The sequence below is a fragment of the Streptomyces sp. NPDC059455 genome (assembly GCF_042750115.1).
GTDB lineage: Bacteria > Actinomycetota > Actinomycetes > Streptomycetales > Streptomycetaceae > Streptomyces > Streptomyces endocoffeicus.
This window is the reverse complement of sequence record NZ_JBHYVB010000095.1, coordinates 26237-41269: the sequence shown is the minus strand read 5'-3', so window position 1 is coordinate 41269 and position 15033 is coordinate 26237. Positions and strand designations below refer to the sequence as shown.

At 70.2% G+C, this 15033-nt stretch carries 13 protein-coding genes and 1 pseudogene; 7 read left to right on the top strand and 7 right to left on the bottom strand.

Annotated features, from left to right (window positions below; all coding sequences use genetic code 11):
* Positions 1-62: 62 nt before the first annotated feature.
* The 6 genes and pseudogenes from ACFXB5_RS29665 to ACFXB5_RS29640 all read right to left on the bottom strand — a co-directional run.
* Positions 63-407, bottom strand: a pseudogene (locus tag ACFXB5_RS29665) (ABC transporter ATP-binding protein); the annotation flags it as partial.
* Positions 404-1459 (bottom strand): iron-siderophore ABC transporter substrate-binding protein, encoded by a 1056-nt coding sequence (locus ACFXB5_RS29660; RefSeq protein ID WP_385213298.1) that lies wholly within the window; start codon positions 1457-1459, stop codon positions 404-406. The gene ACFXB5_RS29660 and the pseudogene ACFXB5_RS29665, both read right to left, overlap by 4 nt.
* Positions 1460-1535: 76 nt before the next feature.
* Positions 1536-2411 carry an ABC transporter ATP-binding protein gene (locus ACFXB5_RS29655; RefSeq protein ID WP_385213295.1) on the bottom strand — a complete coding sequence of 292 codons (876 nt, stop codon included), beginning with the start codon at positions 2409-2411 and terminating at the stop codon, positions 1536-1538.
* A gap of 41 nt (positions 2412-2452) precedes the next feature.
* Complete coding sequence (locus tag ACFXB5_RS29650) at positions 2453-3514, bottom strand: FecCD family ABC transporter permease (protein ID WP_385213293.1); 1062 nt, start codon at positions 3512-3514, stop codon at positions 2453-2455.
* A complete protein-coding gene (locus ACFXB5_RS29645) occupies positions 3511-4569 on the bottom strand; it encodes a FecCD family ABC transporter permease (RefSeq protein ID WP_385213290.1) in 1059 nt (352 codons plus the stop codon). The genes ACFXB5_RS29650 and ACFXB5_RS29645 overlap by 4 nt, the downstream gene beginning before the upstream one ends.
* Positions 4570-4586: 17 nt before the next feature.
* Positions 4587-5942 carry a lysine N(6)-hydroxylase/L-ornithine N(5)-oxygenase family protein gene (locus ACFXB5_RS29640; RefSeq protein WP_385213288.1) on the bottom strand — a complete coding sequence of 452 codons (1356 nt, stop codon included), beginning with the start codon at positions 5940-5942 and terminating at the stop codon, positions 4587-4589.
* A 247-nt stretch (positions 5943-6189) separates the two neighbouring features.
* Between ACFXB5_RS29640 and ACFXB5_RS29635 the strand changes: the two genes are divergently transcribed.
* A complete protein-coding gene (locus ACFXB5_RS29635; RefSeq protein ID WP_385213287.1) occupies positions 6190-7137 on the top strand; it encodes a methionyl-tRNA formyltransferase in 948 nt (315 codons plus the stop codon).
* 357 nt (positions 7138-7494) lie between these two features.
* Here ACFXB5_RS29635 and ACFXB5_RS29630 read toward each other — a convergent pair whose 3' ends face one another.
* The gene (locus ACFXB5_RS29630) at positions 7495-8160 is read right to left on the bottom strand and encodes a GntR family transcriptional regulator (protein ID WP_385213286.1); all 666 of its coding nucleotides are present in this window, start codon (positions 8158-8160) and stop codon (positions 7495-7497) included.
* A 96-nt stretch (positions 8161-8256) separates the two neighbouring features.
* Here ACFXB5_RS29630 and glyA point away from each other — a divergent pair, with 96 nt between their 5' ends.
* The 6 genes from glyA to ACFXB5_RS29600 all read left to right on the top strand — a co-directional run bounded on the left by glyA (position 8257) and on the right by ACFXB5_RS29600 (position 14907).
* Positions 8257-9573, top strand: coding sequence for a serine hydroxymethyltransferase (gene glyA / locus ACFXB5_RS29625; protein ID WP_385213284.1), 1317 nt, complete (start codon positions 8257-8259; stop codon positions 9571-9573).
* Positions 9570-10790, top strand: a complete 1221-nt coding sequence (locus ACFXB5_RS29620; RefSeq protein ID WP_385213281.1) for a sarcosine oxidase subunit beta family protein — start codon at positions 9570-9572, stop codon at positions 10788-10790. Before glyA ends, ACFXB5_RS29620 begins: the two co-directional genes overlap by 4 nt.
* A gap of 67 nt (positions 10791-10857) precedes the next feature.
* Positions 10858-11154: a sarcosine oxidase subunit delta gene (locus ACFXB5_RS29615; protein ID WP_385213278.1), complete on the top strand. Its 297-nt coding sequence runs from the start codon at positions 10858-10860 to the stop codon at positions 11152-11154.
* Complete coding sequence (locus tag ACFXB5_RS29610) at positions 11151-14063, top strand: sarcosine oxidase subunit alpha family protein (RefSeq protein WP_385213275.1); 2913 nt, start codon at positions 11151-11153, stop codon at positions 14061-14063. The genes ACFXB5_RS29615 and ACFXB5_RS29610 overlap by 4 nt, the downstream gene beginning before the upstream one ends.
* Positions 14056-14670 (top strand): sarcosine oxidase subunit gamma, encoded by a 615-nt coding sequence (locus ACFXB5_RS29605; RefSeq protein WP_385213273.1) that lies wholly within the window; start codon positions 14056-14058, stop codon positions 14668-14670. The genes ACFXB5_RS29610 and ACFXB5_RS29605 overlap by 8 nt, the downstream gene beginning before the upstream one ends.
* Before the next feature lie 108 nt (positions 14671-14778).
* A complete protein-coding gene (locus ACFXB5_RS29600) occupies positions 14779-14907 on the top strand; it encodes a hypothetical protein (RefSeq protein WP_277815428.1) in 129 nt (42 codons plus the stop codon).
* The last annotated feature ends 126 nt before the right edge of the window (positions 14908-15033 follow it).

Here is a 15033-nt window from a genome sequence, read left to right as displayed (position 1 = left end):
CGGCGACCCCCGAAAACAAACCCTCACATATCGTCGGCCGCGTCTGTGGTGTATAAGAGACAGGCGCCTTCCCGCCGCCCCGCGAGCAGATCCGCGCCGCGCCGCCCGAGGAGATAGGTCGACACCGCGGGGGCCGCCGCGCCGAGCAGCGCGGCGGCCCCCATCAGCACCCCGATGGTGACCAGGGCCGAGCGCGGTTCACCCTCGACCACCCCGTCGACCACCCTGCCGAGCAGCAGCACCGGGAGCACCTGGAGCGCCGCCCCGGCCACCGTGGTGAGCACGGTGGCGGCCGTCAGCCAGGGCACCTCGCGGCAGTGCGCCGTGACCCATCGGGTGGCCACGCGTCCGGTCGCCGTGCGCAGGGTTGCCGGGGCCAGGGTGACACGCGCGTCGGTGACGCTCACCCCCGGCCGGCCGACGTGACGAGCTGGTCGATCGCGTACGGCAGGGACAGCAGGGTGCTCTGGGACATGGCCGCGCCGACGGCCGGGCCCTCGCTGTCCAGCAGATACGACACCTTGTTCTTCTTCACGGCGTCCAGGTTGGTGAACAGCTGGAATTTCTTCAGCGCCCGCTGGTCCGCCTTGTCGTTGATGACGAAGACGCGGTCGACGTCGACCAGGTCGACGCGCTCGGGGGAAAGGACCGTGAAGAACTTCCCGCCCGCGGCCTTGTCGATCTTGGTCTGGTAGGTGAAGCCGATGCCCGTCACCAGCCGTCCGCGCACATCGGTGGAGGTGAACGGCGCCACCGAGTTCTTGTACCAGGACAACGCGACGGCGGTCTGGTTCGCGAACTTCGGATGCGCCTTCTTGGCCGCGCCGAGCTTGTCCTGGATGCCCTGCACCAGCTTGGTGCCCTGGTCCTCCTTGCCCAGCGCCTTGGCGATCTGCACGGCGTTGTCCTGCCAGGGGGCGCTGAACGGCTCCTTCTCGCCCTTGGTGCGGCCGACGGTCGGGGCGATCTGGGAGAGCTTGTCGTAGGCGGCCTTGTCGATCTCGGAGTAGACCGCGACGATCAGATCCGGCCTCAGGGCGGCGATCTTCTCGTAGTTGGGGCCGGAGTCGCCGTTGTTCATGACGACCTCGGGCCGGGTGTCGCCCCACTTGTCCTTCACCCAGGGCCACTGGGTGTTGATGTCCGGCTTCCTGCCCGCCGGGTTCGGGTACTGGTCGACCATGCCGACCGGTCTGACACCGAGCGCCAGCATGGCCTGGTCGTCCGTGTAACCGACGGAGACGACCCGCTGGGGAGCCTTGGTGATCTTCGTAGATCCGAACGCGTGCTCCACGGTGACCGGGAACGCACCGGAGGCGGCAGCCGGGGCGTCGTCACTCGCTTCGTCCGCCGAGTCGGAACCACATCCCGCGAGGAGGCCGACGCCGAGGGCCGCCGCGGACAGCGCCGCCGCTAACCGCCGCCATGGCGTCATACGCGTCGTTCGATGGAGAAGCATCCGGAATCCCTTGCTATCGCGCTGTCCGTTACAGATCTGACTAAGGGCAGGCAAACCTTATCCCGTGGAAGTGAGGCTAGCCTAGCCTTACTTGGGAATTCCTTCCCGGAACCTGACCGAGCCGGACATGGGTGCGGCCGATCGGCACGATGAGCGGCCGGTCGCCCACCGGGTCGTCAATGACCGTGGCACGCAGCCCGAATGCCTCGTCCAGCAACTCGGCGGTGATCACGTCACGCGGGTGCCCCTGCGCCAGGATCGAACCCGCCCGCATCACGATGAGGTTGTCGCTGTACCGCGTGGCCAGATTGAGGTCGTGCAGCACCATGACCACGGTGCGGCCCGACTCGTGCAGGTCGTCCACCAGGTCGAGCACATCGATCGCGTGCGCCAGGTCCAGGTAGGTGGTCGGCTCGTCGAGGAGCAGCAGATCGGTGCCCTGGGCCAGGGTCATCGAGATCCAGACCCGCTGGCGCTGCCCGCCGGACAGCGAGTCGACCGGGCGGTCGGCCAGATCCGACACTCCGGTCATGGCCAGCGCGCGCTCCACGACACCGGCGTCGTCCGACGACCACTGCCGCAGCCAGCTCTGGTGCGGATGACGCCCCTTCGCGACCAGGTCGGCCACCGTCAGCCCCTCCGGCGCGACCGGCGCCTGCGGCAGCAGGCCCAGCTTCTTCGCCACGTCCCTGGTCCTGAGCTTTACGATGTCCTCGCCGTCCAGCACGACTGCCCCCTTGGCCGGTTTGAGCAGCCGGGTCAGGGTGCGCAACAGGGTGGACTTGCCACAGCCGTTGGGACCGATGATCGTGGTGATCACGCCGGGCGGGATCGTCACGTCCAGGTTCTCGATGACGGTCCGGCCGCCGTACCCGACCGTGACGCCTCTGGCCGCGAGCCGCGCATTGCCCTGGGCCGCGGACTCGATGTCGGTGATGCGCTCGGCGCTCACAAGTCCCCCTGTATCGAGGTTTCGCCTGATGTTGTTGCCATCTATCTGAGGTTCGCCCGCACCAGCAGATAGACGAGGAAGGGGCCGCCGATCGCGGCGGTGACCACGCCGACCGGGAGAGTGATCGGCAGCGCCGTACGCGCGACCAGGTCCGCGCCGATCAGCAGCAACGCTCCGACCATGCCGGAGGCCACCATCGGCGGCGTCGGGCACCTCGCCAGACGCATCGCCACCTGCGGCGCCACCAGCGCGACGAACGGGACCGGGCCCGCGGCGCTCACCGCCACAGCGGCCAGCAGGACCGCGCACAGCAACAGGACCGCCCGCACCATCGAGTACCGGACGCCCAGGCCGGCGGCGACCTCGTCGCCCAGGTGCATCGGCTTGAACTGGAACGCGACACAGGACACGACGACCAGGAGCACGAGCGTGCACCACAGCGCCACCCGGACCTCGCCCCACGAGCGGCCCTCCAGCGAGCCGACCAGCCACGCCTGCGCCCGGGCCACGTCCTTGATGTCGGCCGTGGCCAGCAGCCATGTGGTGATCGCCTCCATCACGGCGCTCACCGAGATACCGATGAGGATGAGCCGGAAGCCGTCGATACCGCGCCGCCACGCCAGGAAGTACACCAGCAGCCCGGTTCCGAGACCGCCCGCGAGCGCCGCCGCGGACAGGCCCACGGCGCTGACGACCGCCGCGGCGGTCCCGCCCGACACCGTCACCAGGAACACCGCGACCGCGCCGGCGCCCCCGGTGATCCCCAGAATGTCCGGGCTGGCCAGCGGATTGCGGGCGATGGACTGCGTCAGCGCCCCGGACACCCCCAGCGCGACTCCCACGATGAGCCCGGCCAGGGCACGCGGCATCCGCAAGTCCATGATCACGAACTTGTCGACCCGCTCGCCCCCGCCGAGGATCGTGGCGATCACCCGGGACAGGCCGATAGGGAAGTCCCCAACGCCGATGGACAGGCAGAACACCAGGAAGGTGGCCGCGGCCAACAGCAGCGTGACGCTTACCAGCCAGGGCCGCCACACGAACGACACCTGGCCGAGCCGCACGCCCGGTGCCACCGATCGCTTCACATCCGTCCCGCTCATGCGTTCTTGAACTTTCCGAGCCACACCAGGGCCGCGAAGAACGGGGCGCCCAGGAGAGCTACGACGACACCCGCGTCCAACTCACCCGGCCGCACCACCAAGCGCCCCACGATGTCGCAGACCAGGAGGACCACGGCCCCGAGCAGACCCGCGTACGGCACCAGCCAGCGGTAGTCCGGCCCGGTCAGATACCGGGCCACATGGGCCACCATGAGCCCGAGGAACGCGATGGGGCCGCACGCCGCCGTCGCCGCGCCCGCCAGCAGGGTGATGGCGACGATGCCGACGGTCCGGCTCAGCGCGATGTTCACGCCCAGCCCCCGCGCCACGTCGTCACCCAGGCTGAGCAGGTTGAGGGCGGGCAGCGTGGTCAGCGCCAGCACCAACCCGACGGCGATGAACAGGGTCACCGGCCGGATGACGTCGAATCCGACACCGGCCACGGAGCCCGCGTTCCAGAACCGCAGCGCGTTCAGCGACGCCTGGTCCGACAGCGCGACCGCCGTGGTCATCGCCGCCAGGAACACCGTGATCCCCTGCCCGGCCAGTGCGAGCGTCAACGGGTTGCCGGCCCCCCGGCCGATGCTCGCCAGCCCGAACACCACCACACCGGCGACCGCCGCCCCCAGGAAGGCGAACCAGACATACTGGAACGGGTCGGTGAAGCCGAACAGGGCGATCACCGACACCACGGCGAACGAGGCGCCGGCGTTCACCCCCAGCAGGCCCGTGTCGGCGATCGGATTCCGCGTATACCCCTGGATCAACGCCCCGCCGACTCCCAGGGCGATGCCCGCCACGATCGCGAGCACCGTCCGGGGCACCCGCACGGTCCGCACGATGAGCCTGATCTCGGTGAGCCGCTGGTCGGAGTCCGGCGCCGCGAACAACCCGTGCCACACCTCGCCGGGACTCAACGCGCGCGCACCGACAGCCAGCGACACCGCCCCCGCGATCACGAGGAGCGCCACGAGCGTGCCCATACCCACAACCCGCCGCCGTCGGGCCTCTGTTGTGCCCCTGGCCAAGGGGCGCTCAATCGCAGTCGTGCCCATGTCTCAGTACGTCATCCCTACCGGGCGGTGCAGCCGACGCCGTCGGCGGCCGACCGGGCCTCCTCGGATGCGGATGTGACACCCCTGTCGAGGAGCGAGTCCAGGATCTCGCCGACCCTGATCGCGGTGTTGGACAGCAGAGACGATGTGATGCCGTGCGTGTGCTCCGTGCCGCCTTGCAGATAGATTCCGCAGCGCAGCCCCGGGTCCGTCACGATGCGGTAGTCACGCTCGACACGGAAGCGGCCCTCGTCGTCCCTGGGGCAGCGGTCGGCGACTTCGCCGAGGAGGCCCAGGGGGTCAACGGGGCTGTAGCCGGTGGCGAAGACCACGACGTCCGCGTCCAGAAGCGTCTCCTCGCCGGTGACGAGGGACTTCACGGTGGCACGGACCTGCGTCGGCGTCTCCTTGACGTCGGCGAGCCGGGACACGTTGAGGAAGCGCAGCCGCTCGACTCCGAGGACCTTCTCCTGGTACATCTGCCGGTAGAGGTCGTCGATCAGGTCGATGTCCACCACGGAGTAGTTGGTGTTGCCGTGGTAGTCCATCAGCTGCCGTTTGACGTTCTCGGGCGCGGCGAAGTAGTCGTCGACCGCCGCCGGGTCGAAGATCCGGTTGGCGAAACCGCTGTCGTCGGCGGGGCTGTAGCCGTAGCGGGAGAAGACCGCGCAGACCTCGGCCCCGGGGAAACGGCGGTGCAGGTAGGCGACGTTCTCGGCGGCACTCTGCCCGGCGCCCACGACGATGAACCGAGAGGGCGAGGCGCCCTCCAACTCGTCGGCCTTCGCCAGCAGTTCAGAGGTGTGCCAGACGCGCCGGCCGCGTTCCACGCCCTCGGGCATGAGGGGACGCAGCCCGGTACCGATGACGAGGTTGCGCGCCCGGTGGACGGCGAGCCCCTCCCCCGACCGGACCGTCACATCCAAGTACTCCACGGCTCCGTCGCGGACGACAGGCACGATGCCGACGACCTCGTGGCCGTAGGAGACCATGTCCTCGACCTTGGCCGCGGCCCACTCGAAGTAGTCGTGGAACTCCACCCGCAGCGGGAAGAGGTTCTTGTGGTTGATGAAGTCGATCAGCCGCCCCTTGCTCTTCAGATAGCAGAGGAAGCTGAACTCGCTGGCCGGGTTCCGCAGCGTCACCAGGTCCTTGAGGAAGGACACCTGCATGGTGGCGTCGTCGATCAGCATTCCTCGGTGCCAGCCGAAGCGTGGCTGCTGCTCGAAGAATTGAGCGCTGATCGCCTCCCGCCCACCGACGCGTGCGTTGTGCTCGCTGAGTGCGATCGCCATGGCCACATTGGACGGCCCGAAGCCGATGCCAATGAGGTCGTGGACCAGTAATGCGTCACCAGGAAGAACCTGTGACATGTCACTCCCATCGTGCGGGGCAATCGCCTGTCAGGCATGGGGAAGTCGCGGTGGCCACGCCGACGGAGCGACCTGGCGGCAACTTAGGTGAGCCTAAGCTAAACCCGCGCGACTGTCGATAGTGCCGCCCACGCGTCCGCACTCGCCAACCGCTCGCCAACTGAGAGATCGGATGGGCCCGTTGCGAGCTAAGGTAAGCCTTGCTTTACTTGCTGCTCGGCCATCCCCTGCTTCGAGGAGGAACCCCATGCGGGTCGTCATGTTCGGTTACCAGACCTGGGGGCACCGCACCCTGCAAGCCCTCCTGGACTCCGAACACGACGTGGTACTGGTCGTGACACACCCCAAGAGCGAGCACGCGTACGAGAAGATCTGGAGTGACTCCGTCGCCGAGCTCGCCGAGGAGCACGGCGTCCCGGTGCTGCTCCGCAACCGCCCTGACGACGATGAGCTCTTCGAGCGCCTCAAGGAGGTCGACCCGGACATCATCGTGGCGAACAACTGGCGGACATGGATCCCTCCGCGCATCTTCGGCCTGCCGCGCCACGGCACCCTGAACGTCCACGACGCGCTGCTGCCGAAGTACGCCGGCTTCTCCCCGCTGATCTGGGCCCTGATCAACGGCGAGCCCGAAGTGGGCGTCACCGCGCACATGATGAACGACGAACTCGACGCCGGCGACATCGTCCGGCAGGAGGCGGTTCCGGTCGGACCGACGGACACCGCCACCGACCTCTTCCACAAGACCGTCGACCTCATCGCCCCGGTCACCATCGGCGCGCTCGGCCTCATCGCCGCCGGGCAGACGGAGTTCACCAAGCAGGACCGGTCCCAGGCGAGCTTCTTCCACAAGCGGTCCATCGAGGACAGCCGCATCGACTGGACCTGGCCGGCGGAGGACCTCGAACGCCTGGTCCGCGCCCAGTCCGAGCCGTACCCCAGCACCTACACCTTCCACAAGGGCAAGCGCCTCGAAATCCTGGCCGCGGTCGTGTCCCAGGGCCGGTACGGCGGCACTCCCGGCCGCATCTTCTACCGCGAGGGCGACGGGGTGGCGATCGTCGCCGGAGCCGACGCCCGCACCGGCCGCAATCACGGTCTGGCCATCACCCGCGTACGGACCGAGGACGGCCGCGAGATGGGCGCCACGGAGTACTTCACCTCCATGGGCGGCTATCTGACCAGCCGCCCCTGACGCACCAGCGCACCGCAGACCCCACGCTGACGTCCAGTCAGATCGTCCGGGAGAGACGGGCCGCGTCCAGCATCGCGGCGTGGACATTTCTGCCGGCCACCGCGTCCCCCATGCGGAACAGCTGGAACGAACCGGCCTCGTCGCGCACCACCGACTGGGGACGCCGACGGCAATGAGGCGGCCCGTCTGTGGCGGGTCAAGATCGAACGCTGTGTCCGTTTCATGATCACCCAGCTCCCCGAGGACGATGTCGCCCCGCATCTGTGGACCACGCTGACGGGCAGGCCCCGGCCGCACCGGGAGGAGCCGCGGGGCGCCACGCACTGAGGCGGGCGCCGCGGGCGGCCGGATCCTGTCTCAGATGGCCGCGCGAATGGCCCGTTCGAAGCCCTCGACATGGCTGTGGGCGAGCTGTGCCGCCTTGTCGGCGTCACCGGCGACGACCGCCTCGATCAACGGCCCGTGCTCTCCGACGTGACCGGCCATATCGGACAGACGGTCGATGAACAGGCACCAGATGCGGGTCGCCAGATTGTCGTGGCGGACGAGCGTGTCCTCCAGGTACGGGTTGTGCGTGGCGGCGTAGATCGCGCGGTGGACCTGGAGGTCCAGGCGCATCAGCTCGGCGGCGTCGCGCTGAGGTGAATCCGCGCCCTCCAGCTCCCGCAGGACGGCCGTCAGGGTCGCACGGTCCGCGGCCGTGGCGCGCCGCGCGGCCAGGGCGGCGGCCAGGGGTTCCAGCTCCTGGCGCACCTCGGAGATATGGGCCAGGTCGGTGATGTTGACGTCGGTGGCGAAGGTGCCGCGCCGGGGATAGGTCGCGATCAGCCGCTCGTACTGGAGCCGCTTGAGCGCCTCGCGCACCGGTGTGCGTCCGACGCCGAGGGACTGCGCCAGCTGGTCCTCGTTGATCGGCGCGCCCGGGCGGATCTCGAGCATGACGAGCCGGTCGCGGATGGCGCGATAGGCGCGCTCGGCGAGGGACAGCTCCTCGCCCGCGGGTTCGGTCGCCACCTGCTGCATGAAATGCCCCCTTGACCTGTCTCGCGAGCTCTCATACCTTACCGCAGAGGCTAATATATCAGTTGCCCATTAGTTGGCTCTCAGGATGGTGCACAGATGGCAAGCAACCCGTCGACCAGCACATTCGCCTCCCCTCTCGCCCTTCCGCTCAGCGAACTCGACCCGGACATCGCCGCCGCGGTGGAGGCCGAGCTGCACCGCCAGCAGTCCACCCTGGAGATGATCGCCTCGGAGAACTTCGCTCCGGCGGCGGTCATGGAGGCCCAGGGCTCGGTCCTGACCAACAAATACGCCGAGGGCTACCCCGGCCGCCGCTACTACGGCGGCTGTGAGCACGTCGACGTGGTCGAGCGGATCGCCATCGACCGGGTCAAGGAACTCTTCGGCGCCGAGGCCGCCAACGTCCAGCCGCACTCCGGCGCCCAGGCCAACGCCGCCGCGATGTTCGCCCTCCTCTCCCCCGGCGACACCATCCTGGGTCTCGACCTCGCGCACGGCGGCCATCTGACCCACGGCATGCGCATCAACTTCTCCGGCAAGCTCTACAACGTCGTGCCATACCACGTGGGCGAGTCCGATCTGCGCATCGACATGGACGAGGTCGAACGGCTCGCGCTCGCACACCGGCCCAAGATGATCGTCGCGGGCTGGTCGGCCTACCCCCGCCGACTGGACTTCGCCGCGTTCCGCCGGATCGCGGACGAGGTCGGCGCGTATCTGATGGTGGACATGGCGCACTTCGCCGGGCTGGTGGCCGCGGGCCTCCACCCCAACCCGGTGCCGTACGCCGACGTCGTGACGACCACCACCCACAAGACCCTCGGCGGCCCGCGCGGCGGGGTGATCCTCAGCCGTGCCGGCCTGGCCAAGAAGATCAACTCCGCGGTCTTCCCGGGCCAGCAGGGCGGCCCGCTGGAGCATGCCATCGCGGCGAAGGCGGTGGCCTTCAAGGTGGCGGCGGGCGCGGAGTTCAAGGAGCGCCAGCGGCGCACCCTGGACGGCGCCCGCATCCTCGCCGGGCGGCTGCTGGCCGACGATGTGGCCGAGGCGGGGATCACGGTCCTCACCGGCGGCACCGAGGTCCATCTGGTCCTCGTCGACCTGCGGAATTCCACGCTCGACGGGCAGCAGGCGGAGGACCGGTTGCACCGCGTCGGCATCACGGTCAACCGCAACGCGGTGCCGTTCGACCCCCGCCCGCCGATGGTCTCCTCGGGGCTGCGGATCGGCACTCCGGCCCTGGCCACCCGCGGCTTCGGCGAGGCGGAGTTCCGGGAGGTCGCCGACATCATCGCCCAGGCCCTGAAGGACGAGCGGCTCGACGACGAGCGCGCGGGCCTGCTGCGCGACCGGGTCGAGAAGCTCGCCTCCGCCTTCCCCCTCTACCCCCGCCTGAACGGAGACCCGGCATGACCGCCCAGCCGCCGCCGGAGCACCCGGACTTCCTCTGGCGCAACCCCGAGCCGCGTTCCTCGTACGACGTCGTCATCGTCGGCGCGGGTGGCCACGGTCTGGCCACCGCCCACTACCTCGCCCAGAACCACGGCATCACCAACGTCGCCGTCCTGGAAAAGGGCTGGCTGGCGGGCGGCAACATGGCGCGCAACACCACGATCATCCGCTCCAACTACCTGTGGGACGAGAGCGCGGCGATCTACGAGCACGCGCTCAAGCTGTGGGAGGGGCTGCCGGAGGAGCTGGACTACGACTTCCTCTTCAGCCAGCGCGGCGTCCTCAACCTCGCGCACACCCTGCAGGACGTCCGCGAGGGCGTGCGCCGGGTGGGCGCCAACCGCCTCAACGGCGTCGACGCCCAGTGGCTGACGCCGGACGAGGCCGCCGAAGTGTGCCCCATCCTCAATGTCTCGTCCCGCACCCGGTATCCGGTCCTCGGCGCCACCTTCCAGCCGCGGGCCGGTATCGCCAAGCACGACCATGTCGCGTGGGCGCTGGCGCGCCGGGCCGACGCCATGGGTGTGGACCTGATCCAGGGGTGCGAGGTCACCGGCTTCCTCAAGGACGGCGACCGGGTGGTGGGCGTCGAGACCAGCCGTGGCCGCATCCGCGCGGGCCGGGTCGGTCTCGCGGCCGCCGGGCACAGCAGTGTGCTGGCCGAGCTGGCCGGTTTCCGGCTGCCGGTGCAGTCCCATCCGCTCCAGGCGCTGGTCTCCGAACTGCACGAGCCGGTGCACCCGACCGTGGTGATGTCGAACCATGTGCACGTCTACGTCTCCCAGGCGCACAAGGGCGAGCTGGTGCTGGGCGCGGGCGTCGACTCGTACAACGGCTACGGGCAGCGCGGCTCCTTCCACGTCATCGAGCAGCAGATGGCCGCCGCCGTCGAGCTGTTCCCCGTCTTCGCCCGCGCGCATGTGCTGCGGACCTGGGGCGGCATCGTCGACGTCACCCCGGACGCCTCCCCGATCATCGGCACCACCCCCGTCGAGAACCTCTACGTCAACTGCGGCTGGGGCACCGGCGGGTTCAAGGCCACCCCGGCCGCCGGCTGGACCTTCGCGCACACCATCGCCACGGGCGAGCCGCATCCGCTGAACGCCCCCTTCGCCCTCGAACGCTTCGCGACGGGCGCGTTGATCGACGAACACGGCGCCGCGGCCGTGGCCCACTGAGAACCGGCTGAGCGCCCACCGAGAGCCCCCTGAGAGCCCGCCGAGATCCCGCTGAGAGAAGGACACCGTGCTGCTGATCACCTGCCCATGGTGCGGTCCCCGCGACGAGGCCGAGTACCACTACGGGGGACAGGCCCATGTCCCCTACCCCGAGCGCCCCGCCGACCTCGACGACGAGCAGTGGGCCGCGTACGTCTTCTACCGGGACAACCCCAAGGGCCCCTTCGCCGAGCGGTGGATGCACGGCACCGGCTGCCGCCGCTGGTTCAACGTCCTGCGCGACACCGCCAGCTATGAGGTGCTGGCCTCCTACCGGCTCGACGCGCCCCGCCCCGAACTGCCCCAGGCCGGAGGAAACCGATGACCGACCAGCCCCACCAGCCCGACCAGCGCTGTCGGCTCCGGCAAGGGGGCCGCATCGAGCGCGGCACCGTGCTGCGGTTCACCGTCGACGGGCGGGAGCTGACCGGGCACCCCGGAGACACCGTGGCCTCGGCGATGCTGGCGAACGGGGTCGCCGAGGTCGCCCCGTCGATCTACCGCGGACGCCCGCGCGGCATCGTCGCCGCGGGTGTCGAGGAACCCAACGCCCTGGTGCAGCTCGGCGGTTCATGCTCGGAGGGCATGCTTCCGGCGACGACCGTGGAGCTGTACGACGGGCTGTCCGCCACGACGCTTTCGGGGATGGGGCGGCTCGACCCCACTCCCGACCCCGCCGTCTACGACAAGAAGTACGTCCACACCGACGTCCTGGTCATCGGCGCCGGACCGGCCGGGCTCGCGGCCGCCGCCGCTGCCGCGGGCTCCGGCGCCCGTGTGATCCTCCTCGACGACCAGCCCGAGCCCGGTGGCTCGCTGCTCTCCGGGCGCGCCGAGAGGGTCGGCGCGCAGACCGCCCTCGAGTGGATCGCCGAGGTCCGCGCGGCGCTCGACGCCGCCCCGGAGGCCGTCGTCCTGCGCCGCACCACGGCGTTCGGCGCTTATGACGACAACTATGTGCTGGCCGTGCAACGGCGCACCGATCACCTCGGAGCCGACGCGCCCGACCCCTCCGAGGGCGTCTCGCGCCAGCGGCTGTGGCATATCCGGGCCCGCCAGGTGGTCCTGGCGACCGGCGCCCACGAGCGTCCGCTGGTCTTCGCCGGGAACGACCGGCCCGGGGTGATGCTCGCCGCGGCCGTGCGCTCGTACCTCAACCGGTATGCCGTGGCTCCGGGCTCGCGGGCGGTGGTGAGCACGACCAACGACAGTGCCTATGACACGGTCGCCGATCTCCACGCCGCCGGGATCGACATCGCCGCCGTCGTGGACGCCCGTCCCGAGCTGTCCCGCCGGGCCGCCGAGGCCGCCACGGCGACCGGGGTGCGGGTGCTGACGGGCAGTGCGGTGGTGGACACCGCGGGCGGCGGCCGGCTCACCGGAGTCACCGTCCAGGCCCTCGACGAGGGCGGTCAACTCACCGGCGTCCCGGAGTCGTTCGACTGCGACCTGCTCGCCGTGTCGGGCGGGTGGAGCCCGGTGGTGCACCTGCACAGCCAGCGCCAGGGCAAGCTGCGCTGGGACGGGGACCTGGTCGCGTTCGTGCCCGACGGCACCGTACGGGACCAGCGGGTCGTCGGTGCGGCCCGGGGGACGTACGACCTCGACGGCTGTCTGGCCGAGGGGGCGCGGGCCGGTGCGCGGGCCGCGACGGACGCCGGGTTCCCGGTTCCCCTGCCGTCGCCCGACGAGGCGCGGCCCGGAGGCGGCCCGATGCGCGCGCTGTGGCTGGTGCCCGCCCCCGAGGGCGAGCCCGGCGGCTGGGACACCCACTTCGTCGATCTGCAGCGCGATACCACCGTCGCCGACGTCCGGCGGTCCACCGGCTCGGGCATGCGCGGTGTCGAGCACGTCAAGCGCTACACCTCGCTCGGCACGGCGAACGACCAGGGCAAGACCTCCGGTGTCAACGCGATCGGTGTGATCGCCGAGGTCCTCGGCGCGGGCGCGTCCCCCGGAGAGATCGGCACCACGGCCTACCGGGCGCCGTACACGCCGGTGGCCTTCGCCGCCCTCGCCGGGCGTGAGCGCGGTGAGCTGTTCGATCCGGAGCGCATGACCGCCATGCACAACTGGCATGTCGCTCAGGGGGCGGTGTTCGAGGACGTCGGGCAGTGGAAGCGCCCCTGGTACTACCCCCGGCCCGGTGAGGACATGGACTCGGCCGTGGCCCGCGAGTGCCGCGCGGCCCGGGAGGGGGTGGCGTTCATGGACGCCTCCACCCTCGGCAAGATCGAGGTCTGGGGCGGGGACGCCGGGGAGTTCCTGGGCCGCGTCTACACCAACGGCTTCAAGAAACTGCGGCCCGGCATGGCCCGCTACGGCGTGATGTGCAAGCCCGACGGCATGATCTTCGACGACGGCGTCACGCTGCGCCTCGAGGAGAACCGCTACTTCATGACCACCACGACCGGCGGCGCCGCCGGAGTCCTGGACTGGCTGGAGGAGTGGCTGCAGACCGAGTGGCCCGAGCTCGACGTCCACTGCACCTCGGTGACCGAGCAGTGGGCGACGATCGCCGTGGTCGGCCCGCAGTCGCGCGAGGTCGTCGCCCATCTCGCCCCCGACGTCGACTTGTCGAACGAGGCGTTCCCCTTCATGGCCCTCCGCGAGACCACTCTGGCCTCCGGTATCCCGGCCCGCATCTGCCGGATCTCCTTCTCCGGCGAGCTGGCCTACGAGATCAACGTCTCGGCGTGGTACGGCCTGGCGGTCTGGGAGGAGGTGTACGCGGTGGGCCGACCGTACGACATCACCCCGTACGGCACCGAGACCATGCACGTCCTGCGCGCCGAGAAGGGCTACATCATCGTCGGCCAGGACACCGACGGCACCGTCACCCCTCAGGACGCGGGCATGTCCTGGGTGGTCTCCAAGCAGAAGGACTTCATCGGCAAGCGCTCGTACTCCCGCCCCGACACCGGGCGCGCCGACCGCAAGCACCTGGTCGGCCTGTTGCCGAGCGATGGCGGCACCCGGCTGCCCGAGGGCACCCAGCTCATCGCGCCGAACGTGCCCGTCACCCCCGAGGCCGGGCCGGTGCCGATGCTCGGCCATGTCACCTCCAGCTACCACAGCCAGGCGCTGGGCCGTCCGTTCGCCCTCGCCCTGGTCGCCGCCGGCCGGGACCGCGTCGGGGACACGCTCCTCGCCCCCGTCGGTGACGACCTCGTCCCCGTCCAGGTCACCGAACCCGTGCTCTACGACCCCGAAGGGACCAAGCGAGATGGCTGAGCCGACCGACGCGAGCCCGGTGGCGCTGCGCACCAGCCCCCTGGCACATCTGGCGGACCGGATGCGCGCGGCCGCCGTCACCGGCGCCCGCGGCGTCACGCTGGCCGAGCGGCCGTTCCGCACCATGGTGAACCTGCGCCTCGACCCCGCTTCCGAAACGGCCGGCCGCGTGGAGAAGACCCTGGGGGCGTCACTCCCGCGAGAGTGCGGCCACACCACCGCGTCCGGCCCCCACACCGTCGCCTGGCTCGGCCCCGACGAGTGGCTCGTGCTGTCCGAAGAGCCCATCGACACCGCCGAGTTGCGACAGGCACTCGCGGGAGACCCCGGCTCGGTCGTGGACGTCTCGGCGAACCGCACCACGCTGGAGCTGGGCGGCCCGGCCGCCCGCCAGGTGCTGGAGAAGGGCTGCCGACTGGACCTGCACCCCCGGGCCTTCGGCCCCGGCCGGGCGGTGTCGACCACGGTGGGACCCGTCCCGGTGCTGCTCTGGCAGCTCGACGACACACCGACGTACCGGCTCCTCCCGCGGTCCTCGTTCGCCGACCATCTGGCGCGCTGGCTCATCGACGCGATGAGCGAGTACCGCGGGCCGGAGGTGCCCTGACAAGGGCTCGGCGCGGCCGTGTCCACCGGACGTCCAGTCCTCGTCCAAACGCACGACGCAACCTGAGGAGGAACACCCACCGAACCCGGTCAAAGGGGAGGAACTCCAATGAAGATCAAGCTGGCGTATGTGGAGCCCGATGTCACCGTGCTGGGCACGGTCGAGGAACTGACCGGATGGCTGACCATCGGGCAGACCTTCGACAACGTCATCACCACGCACCGGCGCCTCAGCTAACGGCGGCCGATACCACCCGCTCCGCTCCCGCCTCCTTCGGGGCGGGGCCGTTTGCGGTGGGGGCCCCCGGGACCCCGGCGGGGCATCTGGTACGGCGGTGGGCCTTTGGGTAATAGGGTTGTTGTG